Annotated in this window: 14 protein-coding genes; 6 read left to right on the forward strand and 8 right to left on the reverse strand. The window is 67.4% G+C overall.

What is annotated here, in order from left to right:
* Nucleotides 1-98 precede the first annotated feature (98 nt).
* The 5 genes from ispG to ACFWZ4_RS02190 form a co-directional block, all read right to left on the reverse strand.
* On the reverse strand, nt 99-1358 hold the full coding sequence (gene ispG, locus ACFWZ4_RS02170) for a flavodoxin-dependent (E)-4-hydroxy-3-methylbut-2-enyl-diphosphate synthase (protein ID WP_439703106.1): 1260 nt from the start codon (nt 1356-1358) through the stop codon (nt 99-101).
* Between the two features lie 98 nt (nt 1359-1456).
* Nucleotides 1457-2674: a sulfate adenylyltransferase gene (gene sat, locus ACFWZ4_RS02175; protein ID WP_439703107.1), complete on the reverse strand. Its 1218-nt coding sequence runs from the start codon at nt 2672-2674 to the stop codon at nt 1457-1459.
* Nucleotides 2675-2716: 42 nt separating this feature from the next.
* Nucleotides 2717-3439 (reverse strand): phosphoadenylyl-sulfate reductase, encoded by a 723-nt coding sequence (locus ACFWZ4_RS02180; protein ID WP_439703108.1) that lies wholly within the window; start codon nt 3437-3439, stop codon nt 2717-2719.
* Nucleotides 3436-5130 (reverse strand): assimilatory sulfite reductase (NADPH) hemoprotein subunit, encoded by a 1695-nt coding sequence (gene cysI / locus ACFWZ4_RS02185; RefSeq protein WP_439703109.1) that lies wholly within the window; start codon nt 5128-5130, stop codon nt 3436-3438. The genes ACFWZ4_RS02180 and cysI overlap by 4 nt, the downstream gene beginning before the upstream one ends.
* 1 nt (nt 5131) lies before the next feature.
* Nucleotides 5132-6943, reverse strand: coding sequence for an assimilatory sulfite reductase (NADPH) flavoprotein subunit (locus ACFWZ4_RS02190; protein ID WP_439703110.1), 1812 nt, complete (start codon nt 6941-6943; stop codon nt 5132-5134).
* Nucleotides 6944-7106: 163 nt separating this feature from the next.
* Here ACFWZ4_RS02190 and ACFWZ4_RS02195 point away from each other — a divergent pair, with 163 nt between their 5' ends.
* From ACFWZ4_RS02195 to ACFWZ4_RS02205, 3 genes are all read left to right on the forward strand, one after another.
* Complete coding sequence (locus tag ACFWZ4_RS02195) at nt 7107-7856, forward strand: sulfite exporter TauE/SafE family protein (RefSeq protein WP_439703111.1); 750 nt, start codon at nt 7107-7109, stop codon at nt 7854-7856.
* Nucleotides 7857-7917: 61 nt separating this feature from the next.
* Entirely contained in the window at nt 7918-9102 is a 1185-nt protein-coding gene (locus tag ACFWZ4_RS02200; protein ID WP_439703112.1) for a JmjC domain-containing protein, read from the forward strand.
* Nucleotides 9099-9599, forward strand: a complete 501-nt coding sequence (locus ACFWZ4_RS02205) for a hypothetical protein (protein WP_439703113.1) — start codon at nt 9099-9101, stop codon at nt 9597-9599. The genes ACFWZ4_RS02200 and ACFWZ4_RS02205 overlap by 4 nt, the downstream gene beginning before the upstream one ends.
* Before the next feature lie 68 nt (nt 9600-9667).
* Here the strand turns inward: ACFWZ4_RS02205 and ACFWZ4_RS02210 are convergent, their stop codons facing one another.
* From ACFWZ4_RS02210 to ACFWZ4_RS02220, 3 genes are read right to left on the reverse strand one after another with little or no spacing between them, the layout of a single operon-like run.
* Nucleotides 9668-9934, reverse strand: a complete 267-nt coding sequence (locus tag ACFWZ4_RS02210; RefSeq protein ID WP_231320507.1) for a DUF5985 family protein — start codon at nt 9932-9934, stop codon at nt 9668-9670.
* On the reverse strand, nt 9931-10209 hold the full coding sequence (locus ACFWZ4_RS02215) for a DUF5985 family protein (protein ID WP_231320509.1): 279 nt from the start codon (nt 10207-10209) through the stop codon (nt 9931-9933). The genes ACFWZ4_RS02210 and ACFWZ4_RS02215 overlap by 4 nt, the downstream gene beginning before the upstream one ends.
* Before the next feature lie 3 nt (nt 10210-10212).
* The gene (locus tag ACFWZ4_RS02220; RefSeq protein WP_439703114.1) at nt 10213-10524 is read right to left on the reverse strand and encodes a hypothetical protein; all 312 of its coding nucleotides are present in this window, start codon (nt 10522-10524) and stop codon (nt 10213-10215) included.
* A gap of 459 nt (nt 10525-10983) precedes the next feature.
* Between ACFWZ4_RS02220 and ACFWZ4_RS02225 the strand changes: the two genes are divergently transcribed.
* From ACFWZ4_RS02225 to ACFWZ4_RS02235, 3 genes are all read left to right on the forward strand, one after another.
* Complete coding sequence (locus ACFWZ4_RS02225; protein ID WP_439703115.1) at nt 10984-16335, forward strand: HAMP domain-containing protein; 5352 nt, start codon at nt 10984-10986, stop codon at nt 16333-16335.
* Nucleotides 16336-16354: 19 nt separating this feature from the next.
* A complete protein-coding gene (locus ACFWZ4_RS02230; protein ID WP_439703116.1) occupies nt 16355-18406 on the forward strand; it encodes a response regulator in 2052 nt (683 codons plus the stop codon).
* A 349-nt stretch (nt 18407-18755) separates the two neighbouring features.
* Nucleotides 18756-21590: a 2-oxoglutarate dehydrogenase E1 component gene (locus ACFWZ4_RS02235; protein ID WP_439703117.1), complete on the forward strand. Its 2835-nt coding sequence runs from the start codon at nt 18756-18758 to the stop codon at nt 21588-21590.
* Nucleotides 21591-21629 lie beyond the last annotated feature (39 nt).

The following is a 21629-nucleotide window of genomic DNA, read 5'->3' on the forward strand; positions in this document are numbered from 1 at the left end:
GTCGACAGCCTGTCCTCCGGCTGTACAGCCGGATGTGAAACGCGTGATCCAGCGCACATCCCGGCAACCTGGCGGCTGCCGAGGGAAAAAAGGGGGGGTCAGGCGGTCCGGACGGTGTACTTGCGAGCGACGTAATCGTCCAGGATGCCGACGAATTCCTCGGCGATGCGGTCGCCGCGCAGGGTCATCGCCTTTTCGCCGTCGATGAATACCGGCGCCGAGGGCGCCTCGCCGTTACCGGGCAGCGAGATGCCGATGTTGGCGTGCTTGGACTCGCCCGGCCCGTTCACGACGCAACCCATCACCGCTAGGGTGAGGTTCTCCACGCCGTCGTACATCACGCGCCATTCGGGCATCTTGGCGCGCACGTGGCTTTGCACGGTCTTGGCCAGTTCCTGGAAGAACTCGCTCGTGGTGCGGCCGCAGCCCGGGCAGGCGGTAACCAGCGGGGTGAACGCGCGCAGGCCCATGGTCTGCAGCAGTTCCTGCGCAACGATCACCTCCTGCGTGCGCGAGCCGCCGGGCTCGGGCGTCAGCGAGATGCGGATCGTGTCGCCGATGCCCTCCTGCAGCAGCACGGCCAGCGCGGCGGCCGAGGCGGTGATGCCCTTGGAGCCCATGCCGGCCTCGGTCAGGCCCAGGTGCAGCGCGTAGTCGCAACGGGCGGCCAGGTCGCGGTAGACGGCGATCAACTCCTGCACGCCGGAAACCTTGCAGGAAAGAATGATGCGGTCGCGCGGCAGGCCGAGCTGTTCGGCGCGCGCGGCCGAATCGAGCGCCGAGCGGATCAGCGCCTCGCGTGCGACCACGCCGGCATCCCACGGCTGCGCGCGTCGGGCGTTCTCATCCATCAGCGTGGCGACCATGCCCTGGTCCAGCGACCCCCAGTTGGCGCCGATGCGCACCGGTTTGCCGTACTGGATCGCCTTCTCGATGATCGAGGCGAACTGGGTGTCCTTCTTCTTGCCGAAGCCGACGTTGCCGGGGTTGATGCGGTATTTCGCCAGCACTTCGGCGCAGGCCGGCTCGGCTTCGAGCAACTGATGGCCGTTGTAGTGGAAGTCGCCCACGATCGGCACATCCACGCCCATCATCGCCAACCGTTCGGCGATGCGCGGCACCGCCGCCGCCGCGGCCGGCGTGTTCACCGTGATGCGCACGACCTCGGAGCCCGCGCGTGCAAGCTCGGCGATCTGCTTGGCGGTGCTGGCCGGATCCTCGGTGTCGGTATTGGTCATCGACTGCACCACAACCGGCGCGCCGCCACCCACCATCACCTTGCCCACACGCACGCCCACGCTTGGCCGGCGCACTGCGGGACCTGCCGGACGCGGCTGCTGGGAATCGGAATCGCTCATAGATCGAATGGGTATTGCGCCGCGCTGGCTGCGGCAATGCACAAGAATACCACCCGCGTTGCCCTCCTCCCCCTCCGGGCGGAGGGGGCCGAGGCGGGCTATGGCGCCTGGGTCGGATGCCGCTCGCGCAGGATCTTCACCACGTCGGGGAAGGAGAACCAGTCGGGAATTTCGCTGCCTTCGCGCAGGCGCCGGCGCAGTTCGGTCCCGGAGATGTCGCGCACTTCGTCCGTGGGCTGAACCTCGGTGGCCGGGATGTAGGCATCGCGGTTGACCGCGTAGACCATGGCCGGGAACGGCACGATCCGGATGCCGAGTTCCGCCTGGTGTTGCTCCAGGAGCTGCTGCGCCTCGTATGGGTCGTAGAACGGTTTGCCACTGGCGTCCTTGCCCGGGCCGGCGTGGTCGCGCCCCACGATGAAATGGCTGGCGCCATAGTTCTTGCGAATGATCGCGTGCCACATCGCCTCGCGCGGCCCGCCCATGCGCATGGCCAGCGGCAGCAGCGACAACCTGGCCTGGCCCTCCGGGTAATGCGAGAGCAGCGCACGGTAGCAGCGCACACGGGTGGAGTAGTCGACGTCGTCCGGCTTGGTGCGCCCGACCGAGGGCTGGATCAGCAGCCTGGCGCCGACCTGCTCGGCGGCGCGCAGCGTGAGTTCCCGGTGCGCGCGGTGCATGGGATTGCGCGTCTGGAAGGCGACGATGCGGCTCCAGCCATTGGCTTCGAACCAGGCGCGCAGGCTGCGCGGCGTATCGCGCAGCTCGGCGAAATCCGGGTGCGCGGGCGGCTGCAGGCCACGCACGCGGCCACCCAGGTACACCGGCCCGGTACGGTCGAACAGCTCGGCCACGCCCGGGTGCGTGCGGTCGCTGGTTCCGAACACGTGCAGCGCTTCGTGCAGGCGGTCTGGCCAGTAGATGTCCTGCACCTCGAGGATCGCCAGCGGCATGCCTTCCTCGTCGCGCAGCACCACCTCGCTGCCGATGGAAAGCGTCGCCGAGAACGCCTCGTTCACGTCCAGCGTGATCGGCATCGGCCATAGCGTGCCGTCGGCCATGCGCATGTCCTGCACGACGCCGTTGTAATCGTTGCGGCCGAGAAAGCCCTCCAGCGGCGAGAACGCGCCCGAAAGCAGCAGTTCCAGGTCGCACAGCTGGCGCGTGTTGAGCACCAGCGACGGCCAGTCGCCGATGCGCGCGCCGCGCGCCTCGGCTTCCGCCGGCGGCAGGTACAGGTCCTTGAGCACGCCGCCATGCGGGGCGATCAAGCGGTCGGTGACGGCCGTATCGGCAGCGAGCGCAGTCACGTTCATGTGGCTCTCCTCCAGTCGCTGGTGATCAGGCTAGTCCAAGGCTCAAAGGATGTTGTGCAGGCCGCATTCACGCTTGAGCCCGAAGAAGCGCGTGTCCTCCGGATCCATGCCCGGCTTCCAGCGATGGCTGGTGTGCACGTCGCCGATCGAGGTGTAGCCCTGCTCCCACAGCGGGTGGTAGGGGAGATCGTGGCGCTTGAGGTAAAGGCCGACGTCGCGGTCGGTCCAGTCGGCCAGCGGGTGGAATTTCCACCGGCCGTTGCGGTGTTCTGCGAACTCCACGCCGGCGCGCGTGCTCGCCTGGCTGCGCCGCAGGCCGGCAAACCAGCCGGCCGCGCCCAGTTCCGCCAGCGCGCGCTGCATCGGTTCGAGCTTGCGCATCTGGTTGTAGCGGTCGATCCCCGCCACGCCCTGCTCCCACAGTCGGCCATGGCGGGCCTCCATCCAGGCCGGGCTCAGCGCGGCGCGGTAGACCTTGAGGTTGAGCTTGAGTCGGCCCGTGAGCTCATCGACGAAGCGGTAGGTTTCGGGGAACAGGTAGCCGGTGTCGATCAGGACCACCGGGATCCATGGACGTTGCAGCGTGACCATGTGCAGCGACACCGCCGCCTGCGCGCCGAAGCTGGAGGACAACACGTGCTCGCCCGGCACGTGTTCCAGTGCCCAGGCCACGCGCGCCTCGGCGTCGAGCCGGGCCAGATGGGCGTTGACGTCCGCCAGCGCCTGCGGCTCGCCGGCGGCCTGGCGAAGCAGCGCCGCGTTCACGCGATCACCTCCGCGGGGATGCGGCGCGCAGGCGACGGCGGCGCGAGGACACCGCTGCGCAGCAGGAAATCGCCGAAGCCCTCGCCGACCGCCCGCTCGGCGGCATAGCCGGCGAACAGGGGGTCGAGTGCGTCCAGAATCGCCTTTTCGTCCACGTTCTCACGGTAGAGGGAGTTCAGCCGCTGGCCGGCGAAGTCGGCGCCCAGGCGCAGGTCGTAGCGGCCGGGCGCGCGGCCGACCAGCGCGATTTCGCCAAGATACGGCCGCGAGCAGCCGTTCGGGCAACCGGAGAGGCGCAGCAGGATCGGTGCATCCAGCAGGCCGTGGCGCGCCAGTCGTGTCTCGAGCTTGTCCAGGATCGTCGGCAGGTAGCGCTCGCTCTCGGCCATGGCCAGGCCGCACGTCGGCAGCGCCACGCAGGCGATCGCGTGGCGGCGGATCCCGCTTTGCTCGCGGTAGCCGTCCAGGTTGTGGGCGGCGACGATGGCATCGATGCGTTCGCGGTCGGCTGCTTCGACGTTCGCGACGATCACGTTCTGGTTGCAGGTGAGGCGGAAGTCGCCGGTGTGCACCGTAGCCAGTTCGCGCATGCCGCTGAGGAGCCGGCGCTCATCGAGGTCGAGCAAGCGGCCGGATTCGACATGCAGGGTCAGATGCCAGCGCCCGTCGCTGCCCTGCAGCCAGCCGTAGCGGTCGCCGTTGTGCTCGAAGCGGTACGGGCGCGCCGCCTGCAGTGGGAAGCCCAGGCGCCGCTCCAGTTCGGTCTTGAACGCATCGGTGCCGCGCCGGTCCAGCGTGTACTTCAGCCGCGCATGCTTGCGCTCGCCGCGGTCGCCCCAGTCGCGCTGGAGGGCGATGACCTGTTCGGCGGCGTCGCGCAACTGCGCGGGCGCGACGAAGCCGATCACCTCGGCCAGGCGCGGATAGGTGGTCGGATCGCCGTGGGTGGCGCCCATGCCGCCGCCGATGGCGAGGTTGAAGCCCACGAGGCGGCCTTCCTCGGCAATGGCGATCAATCCCAGGTCCTGCGCGAACACGTCGATATCGTTGAGTGGCGGGATCGCCAGTCCGATCTTGAACTTGCGCGGCAGGTAGGTGCGGCCGTAGAGCGGCTCGGGTTCAGGCTCGCCGACCAGTTTTTCCCCATCGAGCCAGAGTTCGTGATACGCGGTCGTCTTCGGCGCCAGCTCGTCGGACAGCTTCGCTGCCCAGGCATAGGCCTCGGCATGCGCCTGCGACTGCACCGGCAGCGGGGTACTCACCACGTTGCGCAGCACGTCGCCGCAGGCGGCAATGGTGCTGGCCATGGCGTGGTTGATCGCCGCGATGGTGGGCTTGAGGTCGTGCTTGAGGATGCCGTGCCACTGGAAGGTCTGGCGCGTGGTGATACGCAGGCCGCTGCTGGCGTAATCGCGAGCGAGCCGGTCGAACACCAGCCATTGCGCCGGCGTGACCACGCCGCCGGGCAGCCGCGCGCGCAGCATGAAACTGTAGAGCGGCTCCAGTTTCTGGCGGCGTCGTTCCTCGCGCAGATCGCGATCGTCCTGCTGGTAGCTGCCGTGGAACTTGAGCAGCTTCGTATCGGCCTCGCCGATGGCGCCGGTGACTGGATCGGCCAGGCCTTCGGCGATGGAGCCGCGCAACTGCCGGCTTTGATCCTTGATGTGTTCGAGTTCGGAAAGCACGGGCATGTCAGTACACGTCGCGGGCGTAGCGGCCCTGGGTGAGAAGGTCGGTGAGCCATTCCCTGGCTGTGTCGGGAGAATGGCCGCCATGGGCGACGGCGATGTCGAGCAGCGTGGCGTGAACGTCCTTCGCCATGTGCATCGCGTCGCCGCATACGTACAGGTGCGCGCCGCCTTCGAGCCAGGCGTACAACTCTTTGCCCTGCTCGCGCAGTCGGTCCTGCACGTAGACCTTTCGCGCGCCGTCACGCGAGAAAGCCAGGTCGAGGCGGTGCAGAGCGCCCGCTTTCAACGCTTCCTGCCACTCGACCTGGTAGAGGAAGTCGCGGGTGAAATGACGGTTGCCGAACACCAGCCAGTTGCGGCCGCGCGCGCCGGTTTCGCGGCGGTCCTGCACGAAGGCGCGAAAGGGCGCCACGCCCGTGCCCGGGCCGATCATGATGATGTCGCGGCTGTCGTCGGCGGGGGGGCGAAAGCGGTCGTTGGTTTCGATGAACACCGGCACCGCGGCCTCTTCCTCCGTCGCCGAGAGGAAGGCCGAGGCCGCGCCCCAGTGCGGCATGCCGAACGCCTCGTATTCCACCCGTGCGACCGTGAGATGGGCTTCCTCCTCACCCACGACCCGGGGACTGGAGGCAATGGAATACAGGCGCGGCGTGAGCGGCCGTAGCGCGGCGACCAGTTCCTCTTTCCGCCAGGCCGCGCGGTAGCGGCGCAGCAGGTCGATCGGCTGGTGGCTGGCGAGCAATTCGGCGAACGATGCCGCATTTTCCTTGCGCAGTACGCGCATCAGGTCCGCATGACCGCTGGCGGTCGCAAGGGTGGTGACGAAGGCGCGGGTGAGCCGGGTCAGTTCGCGCTCGCGGCCCAGCCACTGCGCGAGCGGCAGCGTGCGGCCGTCGTGCGCCACCTCGTCCGACCCGTCCAGGCGCAACGCCTGCAGGAATTGTTCGACCAGCGCCGGTGGATTGACCGGCCAGATGCCGATGGCGTCGCCGGGTGCATAGCGCAAGCCCGAGCCTTCCAGCGACAGCTCCAGGTGATGCACGGCGCGTTCGCTTTCACGCGACACGATGCGCTGGTTGGCCAGCACGGTGGCGGCGAAGGGATGCTCGCGCGAGTGCGGGCTGCGCGCGTGCAAGGCGTGGACCGTGGCGTTTCGAATGACGGATCGGGTCCTGCCCAGCGCATCGCGCGCCTGTTCCACCACCCTGGTCGACCATGGGATGGCAATCTGGTCGATGTCGACGTCGGCCTCCCCCAGTGCCGCGAGGCGGCTGGCGCCCAGCTCGGCCAGGCGCGCGTCGAGCTGGCGACCGATCGCGCAGAACTGCGGGTAGCTCGAATCGCCCAATCCCAGTACCGCATAGTGAAGCCCGGGCATCCGGGGTGCGCGCTTGCCCGCGACGAATTCGACGAAACCGCGGGCGTCATCCGGTGGTTCGCCATCGCCCTGGGTGCTGATCACGACCAGCAGATGGGTTTCCCTGGCCAGTTCGCGCAGCACGTACGCATCCGCGCGCACCAGCCTCACCGGCAGGCCGGCCGACTCGCTGCGCGCGGCCAACTGCTCGGCCAGCCGCCTGGCATTGCCGGTCTGGCTGCCGTAGAGGATGGTCAGTCGCGGCGCTTCGGCCGCACCGGCATGCGTATCGATAGGCGCGGCACCACGTTGCGCCAGGCCGGCGCGGGCCGCGCTCCAGGCAGCCACCCAGTACAATTCTTCCGGCGCCAGGCCTTCGGCCAATCGGGCGAGCAAGGCCGTTTTTTCCGGCGCCAGGATGGGTGGCAGGGGCTCCGGTGCAACCAGGGCGTTCACGTAATTTTGTCCTTTTGGACGTCCAAATGTGTGGCCCGGACAATCTAGGCGCGGTGGTCGCGCCAGGGAAAGGACAGCTCGGCATGTGGATATACCAGGCCCTTATTTCCGCGCATGGGCAGCGCTCTGGATACTCCAGACATCCCTACGCCCGCGCGCATCGATGATGATCCCCGCCGAGTTCCTTACCTTTGCCGCCGTCGGCGTCCTGGCCCAGCTGGTCGACGGCGCGCTGGGCATGGCCTATGGCGTGACGTCGGCGGCGATGTTGCTGGGCCTGGGCGTCCCCCCGGTCACCGCGACCGCGAGCGTGCACCAGGCCGAGGCTTTCACCTGCGGCGCATCGGGCCTTAGCCACTGGCTCGCCGGCAACGTGCGCTGGCCGCTGTTCTGTATGCTGGCGATCCCGGGCGTGATCGGCGCCGTGATCGGAGCCGCGGTCGTGGTGCACGTGCCGGCGCAGTGGATGCGGTTGGCGCTTACGCCTTACCTGCTCGGGATGGGAGTGTTCCTGCTTATGCGTGGCGCACTGGGTCGCCCGCCCGGGCCGGATGTCCCTCGCGGCACGCCCGTGCTCGGGCTCGGCGCGGGCTTCGCCGACGCGGTGGCCGGCGGTGGCTGGAGCGCGCTTACTGTGACCACGCTCGTCGCCCGCGGTGCCACGCCTCGGATGGTGATCGGCACGGTGCACCTGGCCAAGTGCGTGGTCAGCATCGCCGCCAGCATCAGCTTCCTGCTGATGATCGGCCTCAGCCACGGCACGGCCGTACTCGGGCTGATCGCCGGCGGCGTCGTCGCTGCCCCGGTGGGTGCGATATTCGCCCGGCGCATGCCGGCTCGTGTGGCGACGGTGCTGGCGGCGCTCGCCGTGCTGGGGCTGGGCGTGAACAACGTGGTCAAGGCGTTCGGTTAGGCAACGCCCCGACAGGAACGTTCCGGCATGCAGCCGGCTACCCGCGCCTTACAATGCGCGGATGAACAAGCCATTCCCCATCGAAGTCCGCGGTTCGGCGAAACAACCGCTGGGCATGCCGCCAGCACAATTCCTGCGCGACTACTGGCAAAAACGCCCGCTGCTGATCCGCGGCGCCTTCCCCGATTTCCAGCCACCACTGCGGCCGGATGACCTGGGCGGCCTGGCCTGCGAGGACGGTGCGCTGTCGCGGTTGATCATCCACGACGAAGCGCGCGACCGCTGGTCGGTGAAGACCGGGCCGCTCGACGAAGCCGATTTTTCGCGCACGCCCGACCGCAACTGGACGCTGCTGGTGCAGGACGTGGACAAGTGGGACGCGGACGTGGCGCAGCTGCTGGAGCATTTCCGCTTCCTGCCGAGCTGGCGGATCGACGATGTGATGGTGTCCTACGCCGAACCGGGTGGCGGCGTCGGCGCGCACGTGGACCAGTACGACGTATTCCTGCTGCAGGGCCTGGGCTCGCGGCATTGGGCGATCAGCACCGACCCGGCGGCGCCGACGGATATCCGTCCCGACGTCGAACTGAAGCAGTTGGCGCATTTCGAGCCCACCCACGAATGGCTGCTCGAACCGGGCGACATGCTTTATTTGCCGCCGGGTGTGCCGCACGACGGCGTGGCTTTCGGCGGCCCGTGCATGACCTTCTCGGTCGGCATGCGCGCGCCTTCGCAGGCGGAACTCACCGGCGACCTGGCCGATTACCTCGCTGAGCGACTGGACGAATCGCAGCGCTACACCGACCCCGACCTCGCCCCCGCACGCTCGACGGGCGAGATCGACAACGCTGCCCTGGAGCGCCTGCGCATCGCACTGCCCTTCGCCAGCGCGCTCGAGGAGGAAAGCCTGCGCGACTGGTTCGGGCGATTCATCACCCGCTACCGCAACGCCCAGACACCCGCGATGCCGGCCAGGCCGATGACCCTGGCTGCCCTGCGCAAAAGCCTGGACGGCGGTGCAAGGCTGCTGCGCCATCCGTGGTCACGGCTGGCGTGGAGCCGCGGTCGGCGCGCGGCGGTGCTGTTCGCCAATGGCCATGCGTATGCCGCTCCGTCCGATCTGGCCCGGCGCCTGTGCGCCGAACGCGCGCTCGCCTTCGATGACGCGCCCGGCGACGACGCCCTGACGCTGCTGCTGACCCTGGTGAACGACGGCCACCTCGTGCCGCACAAGGGACGCCTGTGACGGGCCAGCCCGGCCCGGACGAATCCTTGCCGGTCGGTAGCACGGCCGAACTGGCATCGGCTCGGCACGCCCTGCTGGTCGCGACGCGACGCCAGCTGGACATCCGCCTCCCACGCCTGGACGACTCGCTTTACGCCAGCGCGGAAGAGATCGCCGAGCTGCGCCGCATCGCGACCGCCGGCCGTGGCGCGCAGATCCGCCTGCTGCTCAAAGAACCGGCGACTGCCCTGCGCGATGGGCACCGCCTGATTCTCCTGATGCAGCGGCTTCCGAGCGTGATCCAGGTACGCGTGCCGGTCGAGGAGATCGACCTGGGCAATCCGTCGGCCTGCCTGCTGAATGATGGTGGCGGCTATCTGTTCCAGCCCGACGCCGAACGCCCGCAGGGTCGAGCCGCACTGACCGATCGCCCCGGCTGGGCACCGCTTCGGCAACAGTTCGACGAGATGTGGGAGCGCGCCGAACGTGCGCGCGCGTTGCAGCCGCTGGATCTGTAGGACGACACAAGGTGGGGTTCAACCCACCTCCGATCACGCCCGGAGAAAAAGCGGGAGGCTGGAGCCCCCTACAGGACCTTCCGGTTCTTGCGGCCGATCGCCACGATGATGATCGCGAACGCCGCCAGGCGGACCAGATAGGCAGCACTCCGGTCCTCGAAATACACGTTCGTCATCGCGATCACTATCTGGGCCACGCCCAGCAAGCCGAATGCCAGCGAAAACGCTAGGAACAGCTTGTCGCCGGTGCGCCGCCAGAAACGCAGGAAGAACAGCCCCCCGACGAAGAAGCCGAGCGTGACGGCACCGGAGAGGAAATAGATCAACAGCGTCATTCGCCTTCTCCGTTCCAGATGAAGCCGAACAACAGCGTCGCCACCGCCGCCAGCGACAACAGGGCGCGCGGGACGGCCAGGTCGACCGAGCCGGGAAAGACGATCAGGTCAAGCACCAGCAGCAGGTTTTGCATCGCAAGCAGCAGGAAACACAGCGCGCTCCAGAAGAGCAGCCCGGCGCGGGTCCGATGGAAGCTGCGACCGAGCATCACCGCACAGACCGTGCTGGCCAGGAAACACAACAGGTAAACCGCGGGTGCGAAGTATTGGGACACGCGCTAGTCCTTACGGAATCGGAAGGCGTCGGCGAACGCGACGAGGTTGTCGGATCGCGACCGCATGATCAGCCGCAGCACGGCGTCGGGCGAGCGCACGTACAGTGTCTGGGAGGCTTCGACGAGGTCGTGGAGATCTTCGGAGGCTGGGCCGTAGCGGACCAGATCGTCGCTCTCGCGCACGATCAGGCCTGCGGCGTGGAGCGATTCCACGGCCTGGCTCACAACCAGTTCGCTGGCTCGCAGCGCATCGACCAGTTCCGGGGAGGACCAGCAGCGCGCGGGATCGCGCAGCAGCAGGAACAACAGTTCCATCGACCAGATGGACCGGAATGTCGACCGCAGAAAACCGGCTACATCCTTCTCCAATGGCATGCCGAAGTTCGCCCCCTTGTCTGGCGGATCACGTGGGCCCCCTCAAACCCCCAAAAGCCGATCCCGAAGCGGAGCGACCTGCTGTAGCAGCCGCCCGCATTCTATGGACTCTTTCTCGCGAAGCCAACCCGGCCGCATGCTATGGTTCGGCGGCGTCGGAAGCCGTATACGGCACCAGGAGGGGCGTCGGTGGAGAAGCGTTGACCTGGGCACCATGGCGCCGGCCGCGCCATGGGACGTGCGTGCCCGATCGCCGCCTGCCCACCGCGTTGGCCGGTTGAAGCATGGGTTCAGCGTGGGACGTGCACCCTCGGCAGCTTGCCCCTCGAATGCCGGGTGCCAGCCACGTATCCATGATTCGACCCTGGACAGGACGTGCTGTCACCACAGGAGACTCATGTGAGCGCCGAAATTCGCCTGGAATCGCTGGACCGTGCCCAGCTCATCGCTGCCCTGCGCAGCCTTCGCAGCGGCGACTTCAGTGTGCGCCTGCCCGAGAGTGGCCCCGGCGCCGACGTCGAAGTGGCGCGCCTCTTCAATGAAGTCGTCGGTTTCAACCGGCAGCTCACCGACGAACTGGAACGCCTGTCGATCGTGGTCGGCAAGGAAGGCCGCATCAACCAGCGCGGCCGCGTCAAGGCGGCCACGGGCGGCTGGGAAAGCGCCATCCGCTCGGTCAACGACCTGATCGAGGACATGGTCCAGCCCACTGCCGAAGTGGCGCGCGTCATCGGCGCGGTGGCCAAGGGCGACCTGTCCCAGACCATGACGGTGGAGATCGATGGACGCCCGCTGCGTGGCGAGTTCCTGCGCATCGGCAAGGTGGTGAACACGATGGTGGCGCAGCTCGCCTCGTTCGCCTCCGAGGTGACGCGCGTGGCGCGCGAAGTGGGTACCGAGGGCAAGCTGGGTGGTCAGGCGACCGTGAAGGGCGTGGCCGGCACCTGGAAGGACCTCACCGATAACGTCAACGCCATGGCCACGAACCTCACCGGCCAGGTACGCAACATCGCCGAGGTGACCACCGCCGTGGCCTCCGGCGACCTTTCCAAGAAGATCACGGTGGAGGTCAAGGGCGAGATCCTGGAGCTCAAGAACACCATCAATACGATGGTCGACCAGCTCAACTCCTTCGCCTCGGAAGTGACGCGCGTGGCACGCGAGGTGGGTACCGAAGGCAAGCTTGGCGGTCAGGCGCAGGTGCCGGGCGTCGCAGGTACCTGGAAGGACCTGACCGACAACGTGAACCTGATGGCCGACAACCTTACCGGCCAGGTGCGAAACATCGCCGAGGTGACCACGGCGGTGGCTTCGGGCGACCTTTCCAAGAAGATCACGGTGGAGGTCAAGGGCGAGATCCTGGAGCTCAAGAACACCATCAACGTGATGGTGGACCAGCTGAATGCCTTCGCCTCGGAAGTGACACGCGTGGCGCGCGAGGTGGGTACCGAAGGCAAGCTCGGTGGCCAGGCGCAGGTGCCGGGCGTCGCCGGCACCTGGAAGGACCTGACCGACAACGTGAACCTGATGGCCGACAACCTCACCGGCCAGGTGCGAAACATCGCCGAGGTGACCACCGCGGTGGCCCGCGGCGACCTTTCCAAGAAGATCACGGTGGAGGTCAAGGGCGAGATCCTGGAACTGAAGAACACCATCAACGTGATGGTGGACCAGCTGAACGCGTTCGCCTCGGAAGTGACCCGCGTGGCGCGCGAAGTGGGTACGGAAGGCAAGCTGGGCGGCCAGGCCACGGTGCCCGGCGTGGCCGGCACCTGGGCCGACCTCACCGACAACGTAAACCTGATGGCCGACAACCTCACCGGCCAGGTGCGAAACATCGCCGAGGTGACGGTGGCGGTGGCGCGCGGCGATCTTTCCAAGAAAATCACCGTGGACGTCAAGGGCGAGATCCTCACCCTCAAGGACACCATCAACGTGATGGTCGACCAGTTGAACTCCTTCGCCTCCGAGGTGACGCGCGTGGCGCGCGAGGTGGGCTCGGAAGGCAAGCTCGGCGGCCAGGCCCAGGTGCCGGGCGTCGCCGGCACCTGGAAGGACCTCACCGACAACGTGAACCTGATGGCCGGCAACCTGACCGGCCAGGTGCGAAACATCGCCGAGGTGACCACCGCCGTGGCGCGCGGCGATCTTTCCAAGAAGATCACCGTGGACGTCAAGGGAGAAATCCTGGAGTTGAAGAACACCATCAACGTGATGGTCGATCAGCTCAACTCCTTCGCCTCGGAGGTGACGCGCGTGGCGCGCGAGGTGGGTTCCGAAGGCAAGCTCGGCGGACAGGCGCAGGTACCCGGCGTGGGCGGTACCTGGAAGGACCTCACCGACAACGTGAATGCAATGGCCGCCAACCTCACCGGCCAGGTGCGAAACATCGCCGAGGTAACCACCGCGGTGGCGCTGGGCGACTTGTCCAAGAAGATCACGGTGGACGTCAAGGGCGAAATCCTCGAGCTCAAGAACACCATCAACACGATGGTGGACCAGCTCAACTCCTTCGCCTCGGAAGTGACTCGCGTGGCGCGCGAGGTGGGTACCGAGGGCAAGCTCGGCGGCCAGGCGCAGGTGCGCGGCGTGGCGGGCACCTGGGCCGACCTCACCGACAACGTGAACCTGATGGCCGACAACCTCACCGGCCAGGTGCGAAACATCGCCGAGGTGACGGTGGCGGTGGCCCGTGGCGACCTTTCCAAGAAGATCACCGTGGACGTCAAGGGCGAGATCGCCGCCCTGAAGGACACCATCAACGTGATGGTGGACCAGCTCAACTCTTTCGCCTCGGAAGTGACCCGCGTGGCGCGCGAGGTGGGCACCGAAGGCAAGCTCGGCGGCCAGGCGCAGGTGCCCGGCGTGGCCGGTACCTGGAAGGACCTCACCGACAACGTGAACCTGATGGCCGGCAACCTGACCAGCCAGGTGCGCGGCATCGCCGACGTGGTGACCGCGGTGGCGCAGGGCAACCTCAAGCGCAAGCTGTCGGTGGACGCCAAGGGCGAGATCGCCGCGCTGGCCGATACCTTCAACGGCATGATCGACACGCTCGCCACCTTCGCCGACCAGGTGACCAACATGGCGCGCGAGGTGGGTATCGAGGGCAAGCTCGGCGGCCAGGCGCGCGTGCCCGGCGCAGCGGGCCTGTGGCGCGACCTCACCGACAACGTGAACCAGTTGGCGGCGAACCTCACCAACCAGGTGCGCTCGATCGCCGACGTGGCGACCGCGGTGACCAAGGGCGACCTCTCCCGCTCGATCGCGGTGGCGGCCTCCGGCGAAATGGCCGCGCTGAAGGACAACATCAACGAGATGATCCGCAACCTCAAGGACCAGACCTTGAAGAACGCGGAACAGGATTGGCTCAAGACGAACCTCGCCCGCTTCTCGCGCATGCTGCAGGGCGTGCGCGACCTGGCGACGGTGTCCAACCTGATCATGTCCGAGCTCGCGCCGCTGGTGAACGCGCAGTACGGCGTGTTCTACGTGGCCCGTCGCGAGGACAACGAGACGGTGCTCGATCTCGTCGCCAGCTACGGCGCCGAAAGCCGCGACCAGCTCAAGCCCACCTTCAAGCTGCGCGAGGGCCTCGTCGGCCAATGCGCGGCCGACAAGCGGGCGATGCTGATGACCGACATCCCCGACAACTTCATCCGCATCGGCTCGGGCCTGGGCCACGCGCCGCCGGCCAACGTGGCGATCCTGCCGGCGCTGTTCGAGGACGACGTCAAGGCGGTCATCGAACTGGCTTCGTTCAACCGCTTCAACGAGACCCACCAGAACTTCCTCGACCAGCTGATGGAATCGGTCGGCATCGTGCTCAACACGATCGCCGCGACGATGCGCACCGAGGGCCTGCTCAAGCAGTCCCAGCTCCTCACCCAGGAACTGCAGGCGCGCCAGACCGAGCTCACCACCAAGCAGGAAGAGCTGCACGCCACCAACGAGGAGCTGCAGGAAAAAGCCCAGCTGCTCGAGAACGAAAAGAAGCAGGTGGAGGCCAAGAACTTCGAGATCGACATGGCCCGCCGCGCGGTGGAGGAAAAGGCCGAGCAGCTGGCCCTCACCTCCAAGTACAAGTCCGAGTTCCTGGCCAACATGAGCCACGAGCTGCGCACGCCGCTCAACTCGCTGCTGATCCTCTCGCGCCTGCTGGCGGACAATCCGCAGGGCAACCTGAGCGAGAAGCAGACCGAGTTCGCCCGCACGATCCATTCGGCCGGCTCGGACCTGCTGAGCCTGATCAACGACATCCTGGACCTTTCCAAGATCGAGTCCGGCACGGTGTCGATCGAGATCGGCGACATGCCCTTGAGCGGGCTCAAGCAGCACATGGAGCGCACCTTCCGGCAGCTGGCCAGCGACAAGAACCTGGATTTCAAGGTGGAGTTCGACCCGGCCCTGCCCGCCTCGATCCGCACCGACGAGAAGCGCCTGCAGCAGGTGGTGCTGAACCTGCTCTCCAACGCCTTCAAGTTCACCGGCGAGGGCAGCGTCACGCTGGCCGTGCGGCCGGTGTCCGGCGGCTGGAGTACCAACCACCCGGTGTTGCGCTATGCCGAACACGCGATCGAGATCGCCGTCACCGATACCGGCATCGGCATTCCAAAGGAAAAGCAGAAACTCATCTTCGAGGCGTTCCAGCAGGCCGACGGCACCACCAGCCGCAAGTACGGCGGCACCGGCCTGGGCCTGTCGATCAGCCGCGAGATCGCGCGCCTGATCGGCGGCGAACTGCAGGTGCGCTCGACTCCGGGCGTGGGCTCGACCTTCACCCTGTTCGTGCCGATGGAGGCGCTCTCGCCCGTATCCGTGCCATTGGGGACCAGCAACGCCCGCTACGACAACAGCGGCGCCACGGTGCCGGGCGCCCTGCCCGCGCCGATGGAAGTCACCGACGACCGCGACGCATTGGGCGACTCGCCGTTCGTGCTGATCGTGGAGGACGACCCGACCTTCGCCTCGATCCTGCTGGACATCGCCCGCGACGCCGGCCTCAAGGGCGTGGTCTCCACCGCCGGCGCCGGCACGCTGACGCTCGCGCGCAAGCTGCAGCCGCACGCGATCACGCTGGACCTTGGCCTGTCCGACATCGACGGCTTCGTGCTGCTGGACCTGCTCAAGCACGATCCGCAGACCATGCACATGCCGATCCAGGTGATCTCCGGCGCGGACAAGCTTGGCTCGGCGCTCAGCCTGGGCGCGTTCGGCGTCACCGAAAAGCCGGCCGCACCCGAGCAACTGGCCGACGTGTTCAAGCGTCTGGCCGGCCACATCCACCAGGCGCCCGCACCGCAGGCGATGCCGGAAGCCGCCGGCGGCATGCGTCCCGTGCCTGAGCTGGCTGGCGCGCGCATCCTCATCGTGGACGACGACATCCGCAACATCTATTCGCTGACCAGCGTGCTGGAAAGCCACGGCGTGGAAGTCATGCATGCCGAGGGCGGCCGCGAGGGCATCGCGATTCTGGAACAGACGCCCGGGATCGACATCGCGCTGATCGACATCATGATGCCGGAGATGGACGGCTACGAAACCATGCAGCAGATCCGCGCGCAGCCGGCGCTGGCCGAGGTGCCGCTGATCGCGGTCACCGCGAAGGCGATGAAGGGCGATCGCCAGAAGTGCCTGGACGCGGGCGCTTCTGACTACATCGCCAAGCCGGTCGACATCGAACTGCTGCTGGCGCTGCTTCGCGTGTGGCTTGCCCGCTCGCGCGAGCGGTCGCCCGCCATCGCGCTGTAGCGCGGAGCCCAGGAAACCCATGAACGTACCTGTTTCCCGCCAATCCCCGTCCGCCACGCGGCGCGGCCGCCCGGCCGAACCGCCGGAGCGCGCGCGCATCCTCATCGTCGACGACGACGAGCGCAACCTGCTGGCCATCCGGACCGTGCTGGAAGACATCGCCGACGTGGTGCTCGCCCGTTCCGGCGAGGACGCGCTCAGGCAACTGCTCAAGGGCGAGTTCGCGGTGATCCTGCTGGACGTCTACATGCCCGGCATGGACGGCTACGAGACCGCGCAGATCATCCGCGCGCGCGAGCAAACCAAGCGCATACCGATCATCTTCCTGTCGGCGGTCAACAAGGAGACCGAACACCTGATCCGCGGCTATTCCATGGGCGCGGTCGACTATGTGTTCAAGCCGGTCGAGCCGGTGGTGCTGCGCTCCAAGGCGGCAGTGTTCGTCGATCTATACATGATGACCCGCGAGGTGCGCCGCAAGGCCAGGCAGGAGCAGGAACTGCTCGATGCCAACCTGCGTGCGAACGCCGAGCGCCTGCGCGCCGAGCAGGAATTGCGGCTGGCCGAACAGCGCCAGGCGGCGATCATCCATTCGCTGCCGCTGGTGCTCTACCTGGAGGACCAGGATGCAACGCCACGGATGCCCAAGTTCGTCAGCGGCAATTTCACCGCGGTCACGGGATTCAGCTACGACGACGTGGTCGCCACGCCGACGCTGTGGCTGGACCGGCTGCATCCGGAGGACCGCGGTCGCGTCGCCGACGCCCTGAGTGCGCGACGCCAGGGCCGTGCCTATGCGGTCGAGTACCGCTGGCAATGCGCCGATGGCACCTACAAGCATTTCCTCGACCAGGCCGTGCTGCTGCGTGACGCCGATGGCCGCCCGCTGGAGTACGCCGGCACCCTGCTCGACGTCACCGACCGCAAGAACCTCGAAACGCAGCTGCTGCACGTGCGCAAGATGGACGCGCTGGGCCAGCTGACCGGCGGCATCGCGCACGACTTCAACAACCTGCTGGCCGCCGTGCTCGGCGGCCTGGGCCTGATCGAGCGGCGCGTCACGCTCGCCGATGACCAGCGCAAGGTGCTGGACATGACCCGGCACGCCGCCCAGCAGGGCGCCGAGCTGGTCTCCCGGCTGCTGGCTTTCGCCCGCAAGCAGAAGCTCGAGCCCGCGCACATCGACATGGCCGAGCTGTCCAGCAGCGTCACGCAGCTGCTGGGATACACGCTGGGCGGACTGGTCGCGCTGGAATGGGAGCTGCAGGACGACCTGTGGTCGCCCTACGCCGATGAGACCCAACTCGAACTGGCGCTGATGAACCTGGCGATCAACGCTCGCGACGCCATGCCCGAAGGCGGCAAGATCCGCATCGCATGCCGCAACGTGAGCATCGGCGACGGCAACGAGGCCGCCGCAGGCGACTACGTGGTGCTGGCGGTCTCCGACACCGGTTGCGGCATTCCCCCCGACATGCTCGAGCGCGTCACCGAGCCGTTCTTTACCACCAAGGCCGTCGGCAAGGGCACGGGCCTGGGCCTGTCCATGGTCTACGGCTTCGCCCAGCAGTCCGGCGGCACCATGCGCATCGAAAGCCATCTGGACCAGGGCACCGTCGTCGAGGTGTGGTTGCCGCGCGCGCCCGAGGCCGCGCGCCGCCCGCCCCCCCTTGCGATCGACGGCGCGTCCGCGAGCAGCCGCGGGCGCCACATCCTGCTCGTCGACGACCACGAAGGCGTGCGCGCCACGACCGCGGCGATGCTGGAGGACCTGGGCCACCGCGTCGTCACGGCCGCCGATGGCGAACACGTCAGCCAGTTGATCCAGGCCGACCACCTTCAGGCGATCGACTTCATCATCAGCGACTACGCCATGCCACTGGTGTCGGGTTCGGAAGTGATCCGCAAGCTGCGCACGGTCAAGCCGGGGCTGCCGGGCATCATCATCAGCGGCTATGCCGACAAGGACGCGATTTCCGGCGCGCCCGAAGGGGTGATCGTGGTGTCCAAACCGTTCACGCCCACGCAGTTGCAGGACGCGATTGTCGCCGCGGCGCACGTCCGGACGTAATCCCGCTTCCGTCGGCCGCTCGGGACAAAAGTTCGAGGGTGCCGCCGTCGTAGCCCCGGCGCTGTCGCCAACCGCACCGGACACAAGCCGGCGTCGTGGGCAGCCAACTGAACAAACACTGCATCCTTGCTCGAAGCAACGCCCGGGCCTTCGGATGCCCACAGGCACCACCCCATGCCAATCCGCGCGTGCCGGCCCTTGAAATCCGCGCCCGCAGCGCGACCTCCGAAGCGTTGTCCGGCTTGCCGCGGCGCAGCAGGCCCGGCGTATAATCGTTAAGATTGCATACGGCCCTCCGCCCTTCCCCAGTCGGACGGCCGCAAAGCCTCCCTTCCCTGCCGGTGGTGACGTGAGCACGAACCTGATTCGCGAGTTTTCCGAGTCCTCCCAACTCGCTGGCGGCAACGCCGATTACGTCGAACAGTTGTACGAGTCCTGGCTGGCCGACCCCGCGTCGGTCACCGCCGACTGGGCCGGTTACTTCGAATCGTTCAAGGGTCGTGGCAGCGACACCCCACATTCGTCCGTCATCGCGCGCATCGAGGCGGCGCAGAAGCAACGCCGCGCCGCAGGCGCCCCGGTCGACGACACCCATGCCCGCAAGCAGGCCGGCGTGCTGCGCCTGCTGACCGCCTACCGTTCGCGCGGCCATCTGGCCGCCAACCTGGACCCGCTGGGCCTGGCCAACAAGATGGATGCACCGGACCTGGGGCTGGCCTTCCACGGCCTGTCCGACGCGGATCTGGACACCGAGTTCGACTGCGGCACGTTCGCCGGCGGCGGCCAGCGCATGAAGCTGCGCGAACTGCTTGCGCGCCTGAAGAAGATCTACGCCAGCACGATCGGCGCGGAGTTCATGTACATCTCCGACCACGCGCAGCGCGCGTGGATCTACTCCCGGCTGGAGCAGGCCAACGGCAGCGCCGGCCTGGACGCTACCGGCAAGAAGCGCGTGCTGGCGGGCCTGACCGCCGCGGAAGGCCTGGAGCGCTACCTGCACACCAAATACGTCGGCCAGAAGCGCTTCTCGCTGGAAGGCGGCGACAGCCTGATCCCGATGGTCGACGACGTCGTCAGCTCCGCCGGGGACAGCGGCGTAAAGGACGTGGTCATCGGCATGGCCCATCGCGGGCGCCTGAACGTGCTGGTCAACATCCTCGGCAAGCCGCCCAAGACCCTGTTCGACGAGTTTGAGGGCAAGTTCGAGCACCCGGATGACCCGGCCCACTCGGGCGACGTGAAATACCACATGGGCTTCTCCGCCGACGTGAGGACGCCCAAGGGCAACGGCGTGCATGTGGCGCTGGCGTTCAACCCCTCGCACCTGGAGATCGTCAACCCGGTGGTCGCCGGCTCCGTGCATGCGCGGCAGATCCGCCGCCACGACGGCGAGCACGCCCAGTCGATGGCGGTGCTGATCCATGGTGACGCGGCCTTCGCCGGCCAGGGCGTCAACATGGAGCTGTTCCAGATGTCGCAGGCGCGCGGTTTCAAGATCGGCGGCAGCCTGCACATCGTGATCAACAACCAGGTGGGCTTCACCACCTCCAACCCGCAGGACGCGCGCTCCACGCTGTACTGCACCGACCTGGCCAAGATGGTCAACGCGCCGGTGCTGCACGTGAACGGCGACGACCCCGAAGCGGTGATCGAAGTCACCCGCCTGGCTTACGACTTCCGCAAGCAGTTCCGCAAGGACGTGGTGATCGACCTGGTGTGCTACCGCCGTCATGGCCACAACGAGGCCGACGAGCCCGCGGCGACGCAGCCGGTGATGTACCAGATCATCCGCAAGCGTCCGACCACCCGCGATCTCTATCAGCAGCAACTGGTGAAGGAGGGCGTGCTGGCCGAAGGCGACGCACAGAAGGAGCTCGACACCTACCGCGACCGCCTGGAAGCCGGTGGGTCGATGACCGCGCTCGATCCGGATCCGAGACGCGATGTGCACGTGGACTGGAGCCGCTTCATCGGCGGCAAGCTGTCCACCAGGACCGATACCGGCGTGCCGAAGCAGAAGCTGCTGGAGCTGGCCAATCGCATCCTGGAACTGCCTTCCGACGTGACGCTGCAGCCGCGCGTGGCCAAGATCTATGACGACCGCCGCAAGATGGCCGCGGGCGAGCATCCGGCCGACTGGGGCTTCGCCGAAAACCTGGCCTACGCCACGCTGATCGACCAGGACTATAACCTGCGCCTGGTCGGCCAGGATTCCGGCCGCGGCACCTTCTTCCATCGCCACGCAGTGCTGCACGACCAGAAGGATGGCCACACCTACATGCCGCTGGCCACCGTGCGCGCGGGTGCCGACGTCGAGATCATCGACTCGCTGCTCTCCGAGGAAGCGGTGATGGCGTTCGAGTACGGCCATGCCACGACCGACCCGCAGACGCTGGACATCTGGGAAGGACAGTTCGGCGACTTTGCCAACGGCGCGCAGGTGGTCATCGACCAGTTCATCAGCTCTGGCGAGGCCAAGTGGAACCGGCTGTGCGGCCTGGCGCTGTTCCTGCCGCACGGCTACGAAGGCCAGGGCCCGGAGCATTCTTCCGCCCGCCTGGAGCGCTTCCTGCAGCTGTGCGCGATGGACAACATGCAGGTGTGCGTGCCGACCACGCCGGCGCAGGCCTTCCACATGATCCGCCGCCAGATGGTGCGCCCGGTGCGCAAGCCGCTGATCGTGATGACGCCCAAGTCGCTGCTGCGCCACAAGCTCGCGGTCTCCTCGCTGGACGAGCTGGCCAGTGGCGAGTTCCAGCTGGTGATCGGCGAGCACCGCGACCTGGCACCCAAGAAGGTCAAGCGCGTAGTGCTCTGCTCGGGCAAGGTCTATTACGACCTGCTGGAGGACGCGGAGAAGCGCGGACTCACGGACGTCGCCATCGTGCGCGTCGAGCAGCTCTACCCGTTCCCGCGCCCGCGCGTGGTCGAGGAGCTGGCCAAGTATCCCTCCGCCAAGGAAGTGGTGTGGTGCCAGGAGGAACCGATGAACCAGGGCGCCTGGTTCCAGATCCGCCACCACCTGCAGGCGTGCGCCGGCCCGAAGCACAGCCTGTCCTACGCGGGCCGCGGCCGCTCACCGGCCCCCGCCGCCGGGCACCTGAACACCCATACCGCCGAACAGACGGCGCTCGTCGAGCAGGCGCTGGTTGCGCCGATCGGCGACGACCAGGCGGCGGAGTAAGCTTTTCCGGATCAATGCGGCCAGGATGGCCGCTATGTG

Origin of the sequence: Frateuria sp. GZRe12 (genome assembly GCF_051900535.1) — a bacterium.
Lineage (GTDB): Bacteria > Pseudomonadota > Gammaproteobacteria > Xanthomonadales > Rhodanobacteraceae > Frateuria_A.